17 protein-coding genes are annotated in these 18571 nt (G+C 29.6%); 5 read left to right on the top strand and 12 right to left on the bottom strand.

Going from position 1 to position 18571, the window contains the following annotated elements:
* Nucleotides 1-2: 2 nt before the first annotated feature.
* From M2214_RS18380 to arcA, 10 genes are all read right to left on the bottom strand, one after another.
* A complete protein-coding gene (locus M2214_RS18380; protein ID WP_408648296.1) occupies nt 3-173 on the bottom strand; it encodes a CLC_0170 family protein in 171 nt (56 codons plus the stop codon).
* A 135-nt stretch (nt 174-308) separates the two neighbouring features.
* A complete protein-coding gene (locus M2214_RS00205) occupies nt 309-995 on the bottom strand; it encodes a GntR family transcriptional regulator (protein WP_248481508.1) in 687 nt (228 codons plus the stop codon).
* A complete protein-coding gene (gene ispE / locus M2214_RS00200) occupies nt 985-1860 on the bottom strand; it encodes a 4-(cytidine 5'-diphospho)-2-C-methyl-D-erythritol kinase (protein WP_248481506.1) in 876 nt (291 codons plus the stop codon). The genes M2214_RS00205 and ispE overlap by 11 nt, the downstream gene beginning before the upstream one ends.
* 267 nt (nt 1861-2127) lie before the next feature.
* Nucleotides 2128-3678, bottom strand: coding sequence for a DUF3794 and LysM peptidoglycan-binding domain-containing protein (locus M2214_RS00195; RefSeq protein ID WP_248481504.1), 1551 nt, complete (start codon nt 3676-3678; stop codon nt 2128-2130).
* A 90-nt stretch (nt 3679-3768) separates the two neighbouring features.
* The gene (locus tag M2214_RS00190) at nt 3769-4026 is read right to left on the bottom strand and encodes a Veg family protein (RefSeq protein ID WP_099191707.1); all 258 of its coding nucleotides are present in this window, start codon (nt 4024-4026) and stop codon (nt 3769-3771) included.
* 94 nt (nt 4027-4120) lie between these two features.
* The gene (locus M2214_RS00185) at nt 4121-5416 is read right to left on the bottom strand and encodes an N-acetylmuramoyl-L-alanine amidase (protein WP_248481496.1); all 1296 of its coding nucleotides are present in this window, start codon (nt 5414-5416) and stop codon (nt 4121-4123) included.
* A gap of 10 nt (nt 5417-5426) precedes the next feature.
* The gene (yabG, locus tag M2214_RS00180) at nt 5427-6260 is read right to left on the bottom strand and encodes a sporulation peptidase YabG (protein WP_248481494.1); all 834 of its coding nucleotides are present in this window, start codon (nt 6258-6260) and stop codon (nt 5427-5429) included.
* A gap of 106 nt (nt 6261-6366) precedes the next feature.
* Nucleotides 6367-7302 (bottom strand): carbamate kinase, encoded by a 936-nt coding sequence (gene arcC, locus M2214_RS00175; protein ID WP_248481492.1) that lies wholly within the window; start codon nt 7300-7302, stop codon nt 6367-6369.
* A gap of 150 nt (nt 7303-7452) precedes the next feature.
* The gene (gene argF, locus M2214_RS00170) at nt 7453-8445 is read right to left on the bottom strand and encodes an ornithine carbamoyltransferase (RefSeq protein ID WP_248481490.1); all 993 of its coding nucleotides are present in this window, start codon (nt 8443-8445) and stop codon (nt 7453-7455) included.
* Nucleotides 8446-8479: 34 nt separating this feature from the next.
* The gene (arcA, locus tag M2214_RS00165; RefSeq protein ID WP_248481488.1) at nt 8480-9718 is read right to left on the bottom strand and encodes an arginine deiminase; all 1239 of its coding nucleotides are present in this window, start codon (nt 9716-9718) and stop codon (nt 8480-8482) included.
* A 443-nt stretch (nt 9719-10161) separates the two neighbouring features.
* Here arcA and pepV point away from each other — a divergent pair, with 443 nt between their 5' ends.
* The 4 genes from pepV to M2214_RS00145 all read left to right on the top strand — a co-directional run bounded on the left by pepV (nt 10162) and on the right by M2214_RS00145 (nt 15076).
* Entirely contained in the window at nt 10162-11496 is a 1335-nt protein-coding gene (pepV, locus tag M2214_RS00160; protein ID WP_248481486.1) for a dipeptidase PepV, read from the top strand.
* Between the two features lie 30 nt (nt 11497-11526).
* The gene (locus M2214_RS00155; protein WP_248481484.1) at nt 11527-12930 is read left to right on the top strand and encodes a YfcC family protein; all 1404 of its coding nucleotides are present in this window, start codon (nt 11527-11529) and stop codon (nt 12928-12930) included.
* Between the two features lie 128 nt (nt 12931-13058).
* Nucleotides 13059-14162 (top strand): PfkB family carbohydrate kinase, encoded by a 1104-nt coding sequence (locus M2214_RS00150; RefSeq protein WP_334302867.1) that lies wholly within the window; start codon nt 13059-13061, stop codon nt 14160-14162.
* Complete coding sequence (locus M2214_RS00145) at nt 14156-15076, top strand: pseudouridine-5'-phosphate glycosidase (RefSeq protein ID WP_248481480.1); 921 nt, start codon at nt 14156-14158, stop codon at nt 15074-15076. Before M2214_RS00150 ends, M2214_RS00145 begins: the two co-directional genes overlap by 7 nt.
* 58 nt (nt 15077-15134) lie before the next feature.
* Here the strand turns inward: M2214_RS00145 and M2214_RS00140 are convergent, their stop codons facing one another.
* On the bottom strand, nt 15135-17156 hold the full coding sequence (locus M2214_RS00140) for a methyl-accepting chemotaxis protein (protein WP_248481478.1): 2022 nt from the start codon (nt 17154-17156) through the stop codon (nt 15135-15137).
* 17 nt (nt 17157-17173) lie between these two features.
* Nucleotides 17174-17332 carry a hypothetical protein gene (locus M2214_RS00135; RefSeq protein WP_248481476.1) on the bottom strand — a complete coding sequence of 53 codons (159 nt, stop codon included), beginning with the start codon at nt 17330-17332 and terminating at the stop codon, nt 17174-17176.
* Nucleotides 17333-17508: 176 nt separating this feature from the next.
* Here M2214_RS00135 and M2214_RS00130 point away from each other — a divergent pair, with 176 nt between their 5' ends.
* Nucleotides 17509-18570: a sensor domain-containing diguanylate cyclase gene (locus M2214_RS00130; protein WP_248481474.1), complete on the top strand. Its 1062-nt coding sequence runs from the start codon at nt 17509-17511 to the stop codon at nt 18568-18570.
* Nucleotide 18571: the final 1 nt, after the last annotated feature.

Below are 18571 nucleotides of genomic sequence, written 5' to 3'. Positions count from 1 at the left end.
TCTCACCTCCTATTTACGTAATATATAAAATATGCAAAAGATACTACAATATAGGCGCTTCCTATGAATTTAGCTATATTGAATTCTTTATTTAACTTCTTTTTCTTCAAAATATTACAGTCCCATACCAACATATATATGCCGACTATTAAAAACAAGCTACTCTCATACATCGTATCAACTCCTATAAAGCCAAACTTAATTCAGATATAAACTTCTATACAATCTAGTATGTCTATATATAATTTTTCCCAAAACCGAATTTAAATACATAAAAAAAAAATAAAAGTCCTAAAATTTTAGGACTTTTATTTTTCAGAATTATTTCTTCTAGACTTCTCTATTATAAAGTTTTGAGCATTTTCCATATGTTCAGTAGATTTTTGCATAGCACCTTTAGAATCTCTATTACATATAGCCTGTATTATATCTTCATGTTCCTTAACTAAGTTCTTAGAAGTATCATGATCAGATATATATGTTACTCTAAATCTATATACCTGTTCTCTTAAAGAGTTATTTATTTGAATAAGTTTTTGATTATTCGTTGAATTGAATATAAGGTCATGTAGTTCTATATCCTTTTTGACCATCATATCTATATCACCATTTTCTAAGCTTTTCTTAAACTGATAAGATATAAGTTCTAATTTTTCTAAGTCTTCATCAGACATTCTCTCAGCTGCTACAGATGCTGCAAGTCCTTCTAATGCTGCTCTTATTTCTAAAACTTCTATTATATCTTTTAATGATACATCTGCAACATATGCTCCTTTTCTAGGAAGCATAACTACTAATCCTTCTAATTCTAATTTTCTAATAGCTTCTCTTACTGGTGTTCTACTAACCCCTAACTGTTCAGCTAATTGAACCTCCATAAGTCTTTGTGCAGGTTCTAATTTTCCTTTTAATATTGATTCTCTTAGGTATTCAAATACTATCTCCCTCAAAGGTTTATAATTTTCTAACTTTAATTTTTCTAAGTTATCCTTCAATTTCAATTCCTCCCTTATAAGTATTCACTAAATATGTTTGCTTGTATACTTGTTGTAATTCTTCCTTCGCTTTTTGTGCACAATCCAAATTATTGAATATTCCAAATACTGTTGGTCCACTTCCACTCATCATAGATCCTAAAGCATTGTGTTCAATCATTTTTTTCTTTATTTCTTTTATTTGTGTATATTTATTTTCAGTTACACTTTCAAGTACGTTAACCATATTACAAGCTAAAGCTTGTACATCGTTTTCCTGAAGATTGTTTAATATATTTTTTATGTTAGGTCTTTTAGCTACCTTATTTATATTTAAGTTTTGATACACCCATTTTGTAGAGACCAATATATCTGGCTTACATATAAGTATTTTAACATTTCCTAGATCTTTTATTCTAGTCAATTCTTCTCCTATCCCTTTAGCTATTGCAGCTCCTCCTAATATGCAAAATGGTACATCTGCTCCAAGCCTTAACCCAAGTTTCATAAGTTGTTCTTGAGTCAAATTTAAACCCCATAACTTATTAAGTCCAACCAAAACGGCAGCAGCGTTCGTACTTCCTCCCGCTAATCCAGCCGCTACAGGTATATTCTTATTTATTGTTATTTTTAAACCTTTGTCTATACTGAATTCTCTCTTTATCAAGTCAGCAGCCTTATAAGCTATATTACTAGAGTCAGTTGGAACATGTTCATTATTACTCTCTATAATTATTCCACTTTCTATCTCTTCTATATTTACATTATCATATAAATCTATAGTTTGCATAATCATTTCTACTAAATGATAGTTATCTTCTCTTTTTCCAAGCACATCTATAGATAAATTTATTTTCGCTCTACATTTTAAATCCAAGCTTTTCATACCTTCCTCCTAAATTAATATAAAAAATTCGTTTTATTCTATAGCATAGCTCATGTTATAATTTCTTTAGCTATAAAAACATACTTCTCTCATTATACAATATATTATACTATATTTAAATTTATATAAAGTGAAACTTAATTTAGAATCTGTTAAGTTCTTATCTTTAGCCTTAAAAGAATGAAAATTTAGAACTTTTAGCTTTCGAATAAATCTAAAAAGTCTCAATATCGAAATGATATTGAGACTTTTTTCTTTATATATCTTTTATATATCTAGTGTTACTTTCTTTTCTATTATTAAATATTGACCTTCTTTTAAGGAATCTTCTTCATTCATATCATTAGTTTGAGCTATTTCTAATGCTGTTGTATTATATCTTTTTGCTACATCCCAAAGAGTGTCATTTTCTTTGGCTATATATATAGTTATACTAGGTCTTGATGAAGAATCTATATCTCCTATAATTTCTCCATTTATTACAAATGAACTCTTTAAATCTTCTACGACTTCGAATTTAGTTTTTCCTTTTATCTTTAATTCAACTTCATTTTTTTGTACACTACAATTTATACTATCTACATCTATGTTTGAATATGGCTTCATGCTATCATTGATATTGCTTAAATCTAGAGATTGTTTAAATGGTATTTCCTCACTCATGCTATATACAGGTCTTAAGCCCTCAACAGGAGTATATAGTATATCAACATGAATTATACCTTCTATATTCATCTTTTCTTCTATAATAAAATTATCTGTTATAAATAACTTTGAATCTACATTCAATATTTCTTTGATTTCTATGTCGTCTTTATCATTTTGTATAACCTCATTTATTATAAAATCGTCTTCACCAAAATTAACTATTTTATTTAAATTAAAACTCTTATCTTCAAGTTTTAAATCTTTATATGGGCAATAAGCATCTTGAAGAGTTTCTTTTACTACATTCTCTGATATTTTAACCTTTGTACTAACAGTTGCATCTATTTCTAGTAGATTAGCTCTTCCTGAATCATCATCTTTTAAATTAAATTTAAAGTCTATTAAATTCATATACGAATCTTCTTTCATTCCCTGCATGACTCCAGCTACTTCTATAAACTGTGTGAACTCTACAGAATTAGATCTTAATTTGCTCATTTCTCCTTCTTTATTTAAAACAATAGGGTTGAGTTCAACTACTCCTCCTAATATAACCTTGTTATCTGATAGTCTAGTTTCCTTTAACAATACCTTTGGATTTAATGACAATACAGAACTAACATCTTCATTCTCTCCAAGATTTATTATTTCTTTTACTACTGCCTCTGATTTTTCAATTCCTATTACGTCATCATAGTATATTTCTTTTTTACTAGTTTGTATATCATCGATCCCAGCTATATCTCTTATTATATCTACTTTTTCCCTTGAAAATAAACTACCTGTGATATTTACTAAACATCCTAGTTTTATCTTTCTTTCATTTATTATGCTGCAATCTATATGCTCTATATTGCTAACCAATATACTCTTCATATCTGATGAAATATCTTCTTTTTCTATTGCTTCGTTTATATCTATTTTTCCACTTAAATTTGTAACCTGTTTATCTTGAGTTATATAAATAGTGTTATAGTTCAAATCTCCTCTTAGTATTATTTTTCCTTGCATTAATTCTTCCTTCTTTAAAGATATGTACGCTTCTGTCTTTACTATTTCAAAAACATCATTCTTTGTATCAGGTACTAAAATTTCAGATTCTAAAAAAGTTTGAAACCTTCCAAAATCACTTCTGTTGTCTATCTTCATTACATCTTTTATTAAATCCATTCTTTATCCCCCCTAGTTAAATATATACAAATATCACATTATTATTATATTTAACTAAAGCAAAAAAAATTCCATCTATTTTAGATGGAATTAAGATACACTCATATTTTCACTTGTGCAAATTTGGAGTTTAACAGTAGATGTCAATACATCCGAATAACTATAAGATACTCTAGTACAATTACTATCATCTATTTTCACAACAAATATACTAGGGTACGTATTTTCTAAGATCCCTTTTCTAACGATCATCTTTTTTCTGCCTTTATTAGCTCTTAGAACTACGTTCTTTCCGACATGTTTTTCTATATCTTTTCTTATCTGATCCAAAGTGTGTTTAGTAGCCAAAAAATCACCTTCTTCTCCATGGTATGTTTACATAATATCACATTTAAACGTTGATGTCAAATATATAAAATTATATTTTATCTATTTTCGTGTTTTATGTCAATACATTATTCTCATAATATTCAAGTATACTATACACTATATTCTCAGCTATACTATCAATAAACTTATCATCAGCAAATAGTTCTGATTCTAAGGGGTTAGATATATATCCTAGTTCACAATATACCCCATTACAACCACTTTCTTTTAGTATATATATACTACCTTCATTTACTCCTCTATTCTTTATATTCATGTTCTTTTTTAAGTTACTTAGTATATTTTTTCCTATTAATTCTCCATTTACATCTCCCCAGTAATATATAGCTTCTGCTCCACTTACTCCTTCAAATTTGGATTTATTTAAATGTATACTGATCAAGAAATCAGAATTAGATTTTTTAATCATGTCTACTCTTTTATCTAAAGATATATATTCATCAGTTAATCTGGATAGATATACACAAGCACCTATTTTTTCTAACTTTTCTTTTATCTTTAATGTTACTTTTAGTGAAATTTCTTTTTCTGTTAGAGAGTCATTAGTATAACCTGTGTCCTCTCCTCCATGACCAGCATCTATAAATATTTTTTTATTTTTAAGAGGTAAATCTAAATTAAAATCATCCAACTCAGATAATATAATATTTGTATAGTAATGGTTTAAAATTTTTTCATAGTTCCAGTTATTTTTTGCTTTTTCATTGGCTCCATATTGGCAAAGTCCTAATCCATGGCCTATCCCTTTTGTATAAAATCTTATTTTTATAGGTCTAAATCCAACTCTAGAAGAATCTAAATTTAAGTTTTCACTGAATACACTACCTTTAACCTCTTTATTAAAAACTAGTATATTCTCTATTCTATTTCCACGAGTTTTTTCTAAAATTTTCAACACATTATCTATAGAATATTCATTCATGAAATTTTGAGATATATTATATCCAAATATTGATTCAAGGTCTTCTAAATCAACATCCACTATATTCTCTAATTCTTTATTTAACATACATTCTTTACAAGTAATCCCTCGTAGATAATCTATTTTTGTATTTAATAAATACTCACTATTTTCTGTGCTCCCACCACAGCACACGTGGTAATATGCACAAATTGGAGAATCATTAAACATTATAACTAAATTCATTGTATTATCAACAGCTTCAAGTGCCTTATCGTATATATCCTCTGTATTAACTTCTTCTTTTTTAAAATTTCCATCTAATATATTTCTGAATATATTTGTTCTCTCTATAATAGCTTGACACATTATAGCCTGTATGTGGAATTCTTGAGGAATGTTTTTAGATACTTTGTATGCTATAAGATTTCTAAATTTTCTATCCATAGTACCACCTCTATTCATATAGAGATTTAGGCAATCCAGACCTATACTTTCCTCTTGTCTCAAAACCACCTACACCTTTTATTCCAGTTATAGTATTTTGAAAAACTTCTTCAAGATGCATTACTTTATCAATCCTTGCATAAGCTATTTTTTCTACTATTAAAACAGGATCTAAGCAATGTATTAATATTCTACTAGGAGAACTTGCAAAATTTGCTCCTGCATTTAATATAGCCTCATAATTTGATTGACACGCTCCTGCAAAAATAACAAGTTCATCCATGGCATTTTCATATTTTCTAGCTTCCAAAACTGCCTTTATAAAATTTCTAGAATTTCTATAATTATTTAAATCTCTAATATCATGATTCGCATTTATTATAGAGTCATGACCTGTAATAACCAATATGTCTGGTGAATATTCTTTTAAAAGCTCTCCCACTACTTTATGTTGGTCTGCTTCCGCAACCACCTTGCCTACAGCTTCAATGTCTAGCTTTTTATAAGCCTCTAAGCATATTTTTAAATATTCACCATCACCATCTAGATGAAGTACTTTTCCAGGTCTTCCAAAACCATTTCTGTAATTCTTTTTTTGTTTATCACTTCTATTCTTCACAGCTCGTGTTAGCAAACTTTCTATCTGTCTATTAAAAACATATTGTCTAAAATCTTCTTGACCTACCATTTCTAAGTCTTCTATAGATGAATCAGCCATAAGCCTAAAATCTATCCCCTTTAAAATAACTTGTTTCTTCTTGTTTTTACTTTCTGCAATATCTGTTATTCTAAATAAAACATCTTTTCCATGTGATTTTCTAACAACTAAATCTCCTATCTTCATCTTATTCCTCCTGCCTAGTGGGATTAATATATTTTATGTTTGCAAAAAAATAATGTTCCCCTGTATGGGAAACATTGAGATTTAATTATATTAGAAAACCATAATTTTATTTTACAATTAACGTACCTGTTTTGCCTTGTATTCCATCAACTGCTTTTTCAAGCGATGTTATAAGAGACTTCCTTCCATTCTTAGACTCCGCAAACTTTATCGCAGCTCTAACCTTAGGAAGCATAGACCCTGGTGCAAAATGACCCTCATCAATATACTTATATGCATCATCAATATTTAGTTTGCCTAAGGCTTGTTCATTCTCCTTACCAAAGTTTATAGAAACCTTTTCTACAGCCGTAAGAATTATAAGATAATCAGCATTTAAAATCTCGGCTATTTTTTCACTCGCAAAATCTTTATCTATAACAGCAGGTACCCCTATTAAAGAATTATTATCCTCTATAACAGGTATCCCTCCTCCTCCAACAGTTATAACTACATGCCCATTATCAACTAATGTTTTAACTGTTTCTTTTTCTGCAATATCTACAGGTATTGGGGATGGAACTACTCTTCTATACCCTCTTCCTGCATCTTCTTTCATATCATATCCTTTTTCTTCTTCAAGTTTTTTAGCCTCTTCTTCAGTATAAAAAGCTCCTATAGGCTTAGTAGGATTAGTAAATGCGCTATCATCTTTATCTACTATAACCTGAGTTATTACTGTAGATACAGGAATTTTCATATTTCTATTCAAAAACTCTTCTCTGATCGCATTTTGAAGATGGTATCCTATATACCCTTGACTCATAGCACCACACTCAGGAAAAGGCATTTCAGGAGTATTAGCATCTGACTTTGAAGATACCTCCATAGCCAAATTTATCATCCCAACCTGTGGACCATTACCATGAGCTACAATTACATTATTTCCTTCCTGTATCAAATCAACTATAGGCTTTGCTGTTTCTTTAACTAATTCTAATTGTTCTTTAGGATTTTTTCCAAGAGCATTTCCTCCAAGTGCAACAACTATCCTGTTACTCATAAACAGAGCCTCCCTTTTTATTGTATAGGAATTATATGCTTTTTAATCTGCAAATTACATTGATAAAAAAACTATATTATCAACTATTTTGAGCAACGGAGCCCGTAGGACTCGTTGGCGACATGAGCTATGCGTAGCATAAAGCGAATTTTATAGATTACCTATAGTTGCGACCATAACAGCTTTTATAGTATGCATTCTATTCTCAGCCTCATCAAATACCTTAGAGTACTTAGATCTAAATACTTCGTCTGTAACCTCCATCGACTTAAGTCCAAATTTTTCATATATTTCTTTACCAACTAAAGTGTTCTCATCATGGAATGAAGGCAGACAATGAAGAAATATAACATCATCATTTTCAGTTTTTCTTATCATATCCATATTAACCTGATAAGGAGTTAATAATTTTATTCTCTCTTCAAACTGATCTTCTTCTCCCATAGACACCCAAACATCTGTATAAATTACATCTGCACCTTTAACATCATCAACATTTTCACTAAGCTTAATTACAGCTCCTGTTTCTTTAGCAACCTCATTCATTTCATCTACTAGCTCTTTAGAAGGCCATAGTTCTTTCGGTGCAAGCGCAACAAACTCCATTCCCATTTTAGCAGCACCTATCATAAGTGAGTTACCCATGTTATTTCTAGCATCTCCAACATATACAAACTTAATTTTATTAAATCTTTTATTTACATGCTCTTTTACAGTTAAAAAATCTGCAAGTATCTGAGTTGGATGGTATAAATCAGTAAGTCCATTCCACACACTAACCCCTGCATGTTCTGCTAGACAATCAACAGTTTCTTGTTTAAATCCTCTAAACTCAATTCCATCATAGTACCTTCCCAAAACCTTAGCTGTATCCTCGATAGATTCTTTTTTGCCCATTTGAGAATTTGTTAAAAACGTTACATTAGCACCTTCATCAAAACCAGCAACCTCAAATGCACATCTAGTTCTAGTAGATGTTTTTTCAAATAATAAAACGATGTTTTTTCCTTCTAATAAATCTCCCTTTATTCCTGCTCTCTTCTTATTTTTTAAATCCATAGATAGATCCAACATATACCTTATTTCATCTGGTGTAAAATCCTTTAATGTTATAAAGTTTCTTCCTTTTAAATTTACTGGCATCTGAAAAACCTCCTAATTTATAATTTTTTTATCATTATTTTAAGTTTTCTCTAACTAGTGGCATAGACATACATCTTGGACCACCTCTACCTCTTGATAATTCTGAAGATGGCATACAATGGATTTTAATTCCATTTTCCTCAAGCAACCTATTAGTAACATGATTTCTAGAGTAAACTATTACTTCTCCAGGAGCAATTGCTAAAGTATTAGATCCATCATTCCATTGCTCTCTTCCTGCATCTATAATATTTCCTGCGCCACATCTTATTAAAGTAACCTCATCAATCTCTAAGTATTTTTTTAGAATATCGCTAAGACACATAGTTTCTTTTTTAATATCCAGTTTTAAATCTTTATTTCCTCTAGCTATTGAATATACAGTTAAAGGACCTTCTATTTCAGGATGTATAGTAAATTTATTGTAGTCTACCATTGTAAATACAGTATCAAGATGCATAAAAGCTCTTCTTTTCGGTATATCAAAAGCAAGGACTACTTCAAACTTTTCATTCTTTTCAAATATATTTTTAGCTATAGACTCTATAGAATAGGCATCTGTTCTTTCAGATATACCAATAGCTATAACCTTATCACTTAGTACAAGTTCATCTCCACCTTCTATAGACGTCTTATTATCTCTATCAAACCATATAGGTATGTTTTTATCTTTGTATTCAGGATGATATTTAAATATATACTTGGCAAACAAAGTCTCTCTATTTCTCGTTACTGTTCTCATATGATTCAAAGATATTCCTTGCCCAATAGTTGCAAATGGATCTCTTGTAAAATATAAATTAGGCATAGGATCAACTATAAATGGATAATTAGAATCTATAATATCTGTCAATGAAGTTTTTTTATAATCTCTTATTTCTTCTTTTCTAATGCCCTCCATCATCTTATCCACCATATTTCTTTCATTTGAAAAACCTAAAATATACTCTTTAACAAGTTCTCTTTTTTTAATACTATCTATATTTGCTTCATTTATAAATTCATCTACGAAAGCCTCTTTTATTCCGAAATCCTTTATAGCTTCAGCTGCCAAATCCTCCAAATAGAGTACCTCAACATCATTTGATTTTAGTATCTTTGCAAATGCATCATGCTCCTGCCTTGCAACCTTTAAATATGGAATATCATCAAATAGCAATCTATCCATTAAGTCAGGAGTTAAATTTTCGATTTCTTTACCAGGTCTATGTAAAAGAACTTTTTTTAACTTTCCAATCTCAGAATATACATTCAGAATATTTTCTTTTGACATCCCCTTTCCCCTTCCTGATCTAAATTTTGGTACATAAAACATAAATTATATGTATGTTTTTAGTATAGTTTCCATTGGTTGGTAATGTCAATTATTTTTTTTATTATTTTTTCCTTTCAATTTTTGTTTTTAATTTTTCTTTATAATTCGACATATTTATTTGTCGATTACGTTTGTTATTTATCTTTCTTCATCTTTTTATAACGACATTTTTCTACATTAATTTCTTTTGGAATTATATAAATTTTCAACCAAAATGTATATTTTCCCATTATATTTTCCAAATTTAAACTTTGTATTTGATTTAACATAATAAAATTTATATACTATTATTAATGGCATCCCATTTTAAGTATATAAATCTGTATAAATGAACAAAATCATATCAAAAGCCTATCTTTTAAAATTTACAGTATAAATTATAATAAAAGGAGATGATTTTTATGAACATAGATTTAAGCGTTGAAAATATTAAAGATGATTTAATCAAATCTATACAAGAAATAGTAAGAATCCCTAGTGTAATATCTGATAAAACAGATAAATTTCCATTTGGAGAAAATATAGATAATGCACTGAGAAAAACTTTAGATTTATGTGAATCTTTAGGATTTAAAACTTATTATAAAGATGGCTATTATGGATATGCAGAAATAGGTGAAGGAGATGAAATGATAGGTATACTTGGGCATCTTGACGTTGTACCCGAAGGAGAAGCAAACGATTGGAAGCATGATCCTTATGGAGCAGTAATCGAAGATAATAAGTTATACGGCAGAGGAACTCAAGATGATAAAGGTCCTACAATAGCAGCCATATATGCAGTTAAAGCACTTATGAATCTAGATGTAAAGTTCAATAAAAGAATACGATTTATATTCGGTACAGATGAAGAAAATCTTTGGGGTGGAATTTCTAAATATGTTGAAAACGAAGAAATCCCGTCTTATGGATTCACACCCGATTCTGTATTCCCTATGATAAATGCAGAAAAGGGATTATTACAAGCCAATATAAAATGTAAAAATTTATCTAATATAAAATTAAATGGTGGAAATGCATACAACGCTGTTCCTGATAGAATAACTTATTTTAGCGATAATTTAGACAAGCTATCTAAAGAGCTTGATAGATTACATTTTGAATATATGTCTGATTCAAATTCATTAACTGTTATAGGAAAGGCCTCTCATGCTTGTAATCCTCACTACGGAATAAATGCCATTTCTAGACTGTGTATAGCCTTAAATAATATAGGAATAAAATCTAAATCAATAGAGTTTATAGCAAATGTAATAGGCGAAACTTATAACGGCGATAATATCATTCCTAACTGTAATGATGAAGCTTCAGGAAAACTTACATTAAACGTAGGAAAAATAAATATAGATGAAAATACTGAACAAATAGGGCTTGATATAAGAATTCCAGTTACTGTTGAAAAGGATATGGTAGTAAATTCTTTAAAAGAAAAACTAGCTCAGTATAACTTAGAATATGAAGAATACGATTATTTAAAGTCAATATACGTTCCAGCAGACCACTTTTTAATTAAAACTCTGCAGAAAGTTTATGAAGAAGAAACAGGACTTGATTCTACGCCTCTATCTTCAGGTGGAGCTACTTATGCAAGAGCTATAGACAATTGTGTAGCATTTGGAGCTGTATTTCCTAACAAGCCTAAGGTTGAGCATCAAGCTAATGAATATATAGAAATAGACGATTTACTTAAATCTACTAAAATATACGCTAAAGCAGTATATGAATTAACAAAATAGCAAATACTTTGACTACAAGGAGGTATCTCTATGAAGAAATTTAAAATGCCAAGCGCTTACACAATATTGTTTGCAATAATAATATTTGTAGCAATCTTAACTTGGATTGTTCCTGCCGGTAAATATGACTATACCGCAGAAAACACTCCAATACCAGGTTCATATCACTTAGTGGATCCAACACCACAGGGTCTAACAGATGTCGCATTAGCACCTATTAACGGTTTTTACGGAGCTGTAGATGTAGCTTTATTTGTCATCGTAATAGGAGGATTTTTAGGTGTCGTAATGAAGACAGGTGCTATAGATGCTGGTATAGCTCGAGTAGTTCATAAACTACAGGGTAGAGAAAAAATAATGATTCCATTTTTGATGATACTATTTGGACTTGGGGGAACAAGCTTTGGTATGGCTGAGGAAACCATAGCATTTTATCCGCTTCTTATCCCAGTATTCATAGCTGCTGGGTATGATACATTGACTGCTGTTGGAGTAATACTCTTAGGAGCTGGAATGGGAGTTTTAGGTTCTACCGTAAACCCATTCGCAACAGGTATAGCATCTGGTTTTGCCGGTATATCTTTGGGTACTGGTATTGGCCTTAGATTATTTATTCTAGTTATAGGGGAGATCGTTGCAATAATATACGTAATGAGATATGCCGCTAAGGTTAAAGCTGACCCTTCAAAATCTCTAGTTTACAATATGTACGAAGACAACAAAAAACATTTTTTAGCTCAAGATAACGAAAGTGATTTTCCAGAACTCAACAGTAAAAGAAAGCTTGTTCTTGCTTTATTCTCTTTAACTTTTGCTATAATGATATACGGTGTTATACCCTTCTCTGATATAAATATAACTGCAGTACCTACTTGGGGATGGTGGTTTGGAGAGTTAACATCTTTATTCTTGGTATCCTCTATAGTAATAGGTCTTATTTATGGTATGGATGAAGATGAATTGATCTCGTCATTCGTAGCTGGTGCCAGAGACCTTTTAGGCGTTGCACTGATAGTTGGGCTATCTCGTGGTATAACAGTAGTTATGAACGCTGGTAACATGACAGATACAGTATTAAGTTTAGGAGAAGAGGCTTTGTCAGGTCTAGGTTCATCTGTATTTGCCGTTCTTACTTATTTATTCTATATACCTATGTCATTCTTAATACCTTCAACATCAGGACTTGCTACACTTTCAATGCCTATAATGGCTCCTCTTGGTGACTTTGCTGGCGTTTCAAGAGATTTAGTTATAACAGCGTATCAATCTGCATCTGGTACAGTTAACTTATTAACTCCTACAAGCGCAGTTGTTATGGGTGGTCTTGCAATAGCGAGAGTTCCTTATAATACTTGGCTTAAATTTGTTTTGAAATTCATGGTTGTAGTAGTAGTTATGATCATGGCAATACTTGGTATAAGTGCTGTTATATAACTAACAAAAGACTTCTCGAAAAGAGAAGTCTTTTTGTATATAAGTATACTTAAATTTATTATTGAAAAAATAAAAATAGTATGTTATACTTTTCATAAACAAAAGTTTATAATCTAAACAGAAGCTTGGTGATTAATTTGACTAGTAGAGAAAAAGAAATTTTAGAATTTATAAGAAATAATCCATTAATATCTCAACAAGAAATTGCTGATTATTTTGGAATAACTAGATCTTCTGTAGCTGTCCATATAACCAACCTAAGTAAAAAAGGTTATATAAAAGGAAAAGGCTATATATTAAAAGATGAAGACTATGTAACAGTAATAGGAGGAGCTAATATAGACCTTCAAGGTTTCCCAACTGAAAACTTAATTTTGAACGATTCAAATCCAGGTCAAATGAAGATATCTCTAGGCGGAGTAGGTCGTAATATAGCAGAGAATCTTGTGAAGATGGATATAGATACAAAATTAATATCAGCTCTTGGTAAAGATATATATGGGGAAAAAATATTAAAAGAAAGTAATTTAGTTGGAATTGATATGGAAAATTGTTTAAGATCTACTGATTATGCAACATCAACTTATTTATCTATATTAGATGAGAGTGGTGATATGAAGGTAGCTATAGCTTCTATGGATATATTCGATAAAATAACCATAGACTTTATAAAACAAAAATCTCGTATAATAAAGAATTCTAAAGTAGGTGTTATAGATACCAATATGCCAAAAGACGTAATTGAGTATCTATTATCAAACTTTAAAGAAGTAGATTTTTTCCTAGATACAGTTTCAACCCAAAAAAGTAAAAAGGTCAAGGATCTTATAGGAATGTTCCATACTATAAAACCTAATAAATATGAAGCCGAATCACTTTCAGGTATAAAAATCAATACAGAACAAGATCTTGATAAATGTGCTAGATATTTCTTAGATCAAGGCGTTAAAAGAGTATTTATTAGCCTTGGTAAAGAAGGGGTATTTTGCTCAGATGGGCAAGAATCTAGTATTATAAAAAACCCAAAGGTAAATGTAGTTAATGCTACAGGTGCGGGTGATGCATTTATAGCAGGTCTTGTATATAGCCATATCAACCAATACGATTTAGATTATAGTGCTAAATTCGCTATGAGCGCATCTATACTTGCACTATCTCATAAGAATACAATAAATCCAAATATGTCAATTCAAAATATAGAAAAAACTTTAAGGGAGATGAAATTATGTTAGAAAAATATTTAAAAATAAATCCAGAAGTAAAAAAAGCTTTAGAAGAAGGAACTCCAGTAGTAGCTCTTGAGTCTACTATAATATCTCATGGTATGCCTTACCCTCAAAATATAGAGATGGCTAAAACAGTTGAATCTATAATAAGAGAAAATGGAGCTATCCCTGCTACAATAGCAATACTTAATGGTGAATTAAAAGTTGGTCTTAATAGTGAAGAGCTTGAATACCTAGGTAAAAGTGATTCTGTATTAAAGGCTAGTAGAAGAGATTTACCTTTTATAGTAGCTAAAAAACTAGACGGAGCAACAACTGTTGCATCTACTATGATAATAGCTGCACTTGCTGGAATAAAGGTATTTGCAACAGGTGGAATTGGCGGAGTACACAGAGGTGCACAACAAACATTCGATATCTCCGCAGACCTTCAAGAACTTGCACACACTAACGTTGCAGTAGTATGTGCTGGATGCAAATCAATCCTAGATATAGGTTTAACTCTAGAATACCTAGAGACTAATGGTGTTCCAGTTGTAGGTTACAAAACTCAAGAATTCCCAGCATTCTATACTAGAAAAAGTGGATTCAATGTAGATTATAAAGTAGATAGTTCAGCAGAATTAGCTGTGGCTTTAAAATCTAAGTGGGACTTAAGCTTAAACGGAGGAGTTGTAGTATCAAATCCTATACCAGAAGAGTTTGAGATGGATTACGATACTATAAATAATGCTATAGAAGATGCTTTAAAAGAAGCTGATGAAAAAGGAATAAGAGGAAAAGAATCAACTCCTTTCTTGCTTGGAAAAGTTAAAGCAATAACTGCTGGAAAGAGCTTAGATTCAAATATAGAATTAGTTTACAATAATGCAAAAGTTGGAGCAAAGCTTGCTGTAGAACTTTCTAAACTTGATAAATAGTAAAAAAAGGCTGTATCAAACGATACAGCCTTTTTTATTAGCAACTAGACGAATTTTTTTATTTAAATTCATTTATATAATTACTCATATTCTTAGTCATGTCAGTTAAATCACTAGCAGTAGATGATATCTGTGTTACAGACTCGCTCATTTGCTGTGATGATGCTGATATTTCCTGCGTTGATGCTGATATTTCTTGTGCAATAGAAGATGCTTCTTCTATTTTTTTTAGTATAACATTTTTTTCATCATTAAGACTTGTAGCCGATGTGTTTATTTCATCTATTTTAGGTATTATATCATTTATACCTAAAATAGTTTTATTAAATGAACCCATAGCTATATCTATATCTGTTTTTTGGTTTGAAAGCTCAGTATTAACTGTTGCGCTAGTCTCTATCATACTTTCAGTTGCAATTGATATTGTTTGTATTAATTCATTTATATTTTGAGATGAATATTTAGTTTGCTCTGCAAGTTTTCTTATCTCATCAGCTACTACTGCAAACCCTCTGCCCTGCTCTCCTGCTCTAGCAGCTTCAATAGAAGCATTAAGTGCTAATAAATTAGTCTGATCTGCTATTTGATTTATCAATGAAGTTATTTTATTTATTTCATTTATGTCTTGACCAACTATAGTTATTTTCTCTATTAATTCTTGGAATACTATTATAACATTCTCAACTGACGATATAACCTTTTCTATATTTTCACTACTACCACTTATAGTTGCGCTTATCTCTTTTGAATTAGAATCAACATCCTTTATATCATCTATTATACACGTAAGCTTGTATGTAAAATTATTAAGTATTTCATTCATGTTATCAAGACCACATGACTGAGACGTTGTTCCATCAGCTATATTTTGTATAGATAATACTATACTTTCAATACCTAAAGCCATTTCCTTCGATATACAAGTCAATTGGTTAGACATATCATCTGTACCAGATGCTTGAACTTTAACATTGTCTACTATTGTTTTAAGACTATTTATCATATTCTTAAAGTTATTACATAGTATCCCAGTTTCGTCACTCGCCTTTACATCTATATCATATATAAGCTCTCCTCTAGCTACTCTTTGAGATGAATCAACAAGATTTTTTACAACATTTAATATATTGTTCGAAATAGTATAAAGTATCATAGATGATATTGTAAATGCTAATATGCCTATAATTATAGACATCTTTATATTTGAAGATACAGCCTTGTTGACATTATCCATAGAAATAGCTACATTTAAAGATCCTACGTTAATATCATCTTTGTACATAGGTACCAATATATCATATACATATCTATTTAAATCATCATCATAATACTTACCTGAATAAATCTCTTGTTTATCTATGGCATTTTTGGATTTTTCACTTTCTATTGCAGTTCCTATTTCTTCTTTTTTAGAAGAATTTGTTATGATATGATCCTTACCTACTAAAAATACTGATTCTATATTCTCTTCTACAGCAAGTTCATCTAATAAGCTTTGTATGCTAAGGCTTTTTTTTAGACCTTCTACTTTGTTTGCAAGTATACCTACCTGTATCATACCACCATTAGGTACTTTTATATATCCATATTTGTAATAATTATCAGTTTCCCTTGATTTTCTTATGTTTTCCATAAGCTCATCTTCATTCTCATACTGAACTGAAGATGATATATGATCCTCCCCAAAATGAGCTCCCATACTACTTTCAAGATTAGAATAAATTATATCACCATTAGAATCTGTAACATTTATCTCATCTACGTTAAATGTATTTGCTATATTAATTAAGTAATCATTATTTATAGCTGAATAATCATCTGATAAAAAACTACCTATATTTCTTATGTCATCTTCTATGCTCTCGTTTATAATTTCTATACATTCATCATTGTTCTGAATTTGATTAAATATTTGATTTGCCAGATTAATTCCATCGATCTCCATCTGGTCTATCAGCCTTGTTTTTGAGATGTTTATATTTATAAAAGATATAGTAGTTATTATCATAAACATAATTATTAACGGAATTGTAAGTATTTTAAATCGTATAGTATCAAATTTTAATAATTTATTAAACATCTTCATTCTCCTTTTCCCTAATCATCTTTTAAATTGGGTATAACCCTTTTTATTTCTTCTACTTGATGCCAAATTTTTTTTATATTGTTTAGATTCATATAAGAATCTAATTCTTGTTTTGTTTCAAACTCTTTAATGGTCAAATCATCATCCCCAATAAACTTTAATTTGTACATAATATTCCCCCTAGTTGTATATTTTATCAATATATATATATATTAACATTTTTTTGTATTATTTTGAATCGAATTGCGAAATTATAAAATACGAAAAATAATTTATATCAAACAATTTATAGCAAAATATGTTAAAATAGTTCTAAAGAACTATTTATTTGAAAAGGTGGAATAAAATGATTATAAAATTCTTATTTATACTTTTTTTAGTCAATTCAGCATTTATTGTAATATATAAAAAAATAAAGCTGTTGTCTATATTAAAAAAAATTCATAAAATCAATAATTCCATTTATGATATAAGTGAAAATATTCTCTCCTCAGATAATATAGAGGATATATATACATTAATATTAGAAGAGTTATTAAAAATAATTAAAAAGGGCTCAAAAGCTTCTTTTTTATTATATAACAAACGCAAGAATGTTATAGAATATAAAGGTGTAATAGGTTATGATTTTAAACAACTAAAGAATGTATCTTTCGAAATGGAAGAACTGTATCATTATGGAAAATCAAAATTAGAAAAACCGTATATAATACGTAATCCACAACAATACAATAATGTTTATCTAGATTCTAATAAATACAATTCATTGATCAACATGAATGCATTAGATATAAAAGCAACTTTATCCATTCCAATTCATGTTGATGATAAATTTTCAGGTATGATAAATATAGATTCATCAGAATCACGCAATGTTTTTTCAAAACATGATTTAAAGCTTTCATACTTTATAAAATCAGAAATAGAAAAATCATTAAAAATGATAAACCTCTTACATAAATTAAATACTAATGCGAATTATGACTATTTGACAAAAACTATGAATATAAGGTGCTTTAAAGAAAAATTTAATGAAATAAGTAATAACTGTAAATGTGTTTTAATACTTATAGATCTGAACAACTTTAAATATATAAATGATACCTTTGGGCATCATGAAGGAAATAATATATTAAAGATATTTTCAGATACAGTTAGAGAATTTATACGAAAAGATGATTTATTTGCACGATGTGGAGGAGATGAATTTTTAATCCTTCTAAAGGATATAGATTTAGATACAGCTCAAATTAGAATAGACGAAATAAGAGAAGCTTTAAAAGATGTTATTTCATTTGGAGCAGGTATGCAAGAAATTACCTTTAGCGAAAACGTATGCCTAGACGATGTTTTTAAAGTTATAGATAAGAAAATGTATGCAGATAAAAAAAATAAGCCTAAATATTAGG

The sequence above is a fragment of the Tepidibacter aestuarii genome, from assembly GCF_934924865.1.
In the GTDB taxonomy this organism is placed as follows: domain Bacteria; phylum Bacillota; class Clostridia; order Peptostreptococcales; family Peptostreptococcaceae; genus Tepidibacter_A; species Tepidibacter_A aestuarii.
This window is presented reverse-complemented; position numbering and strand designations above follow the sequence as displayed.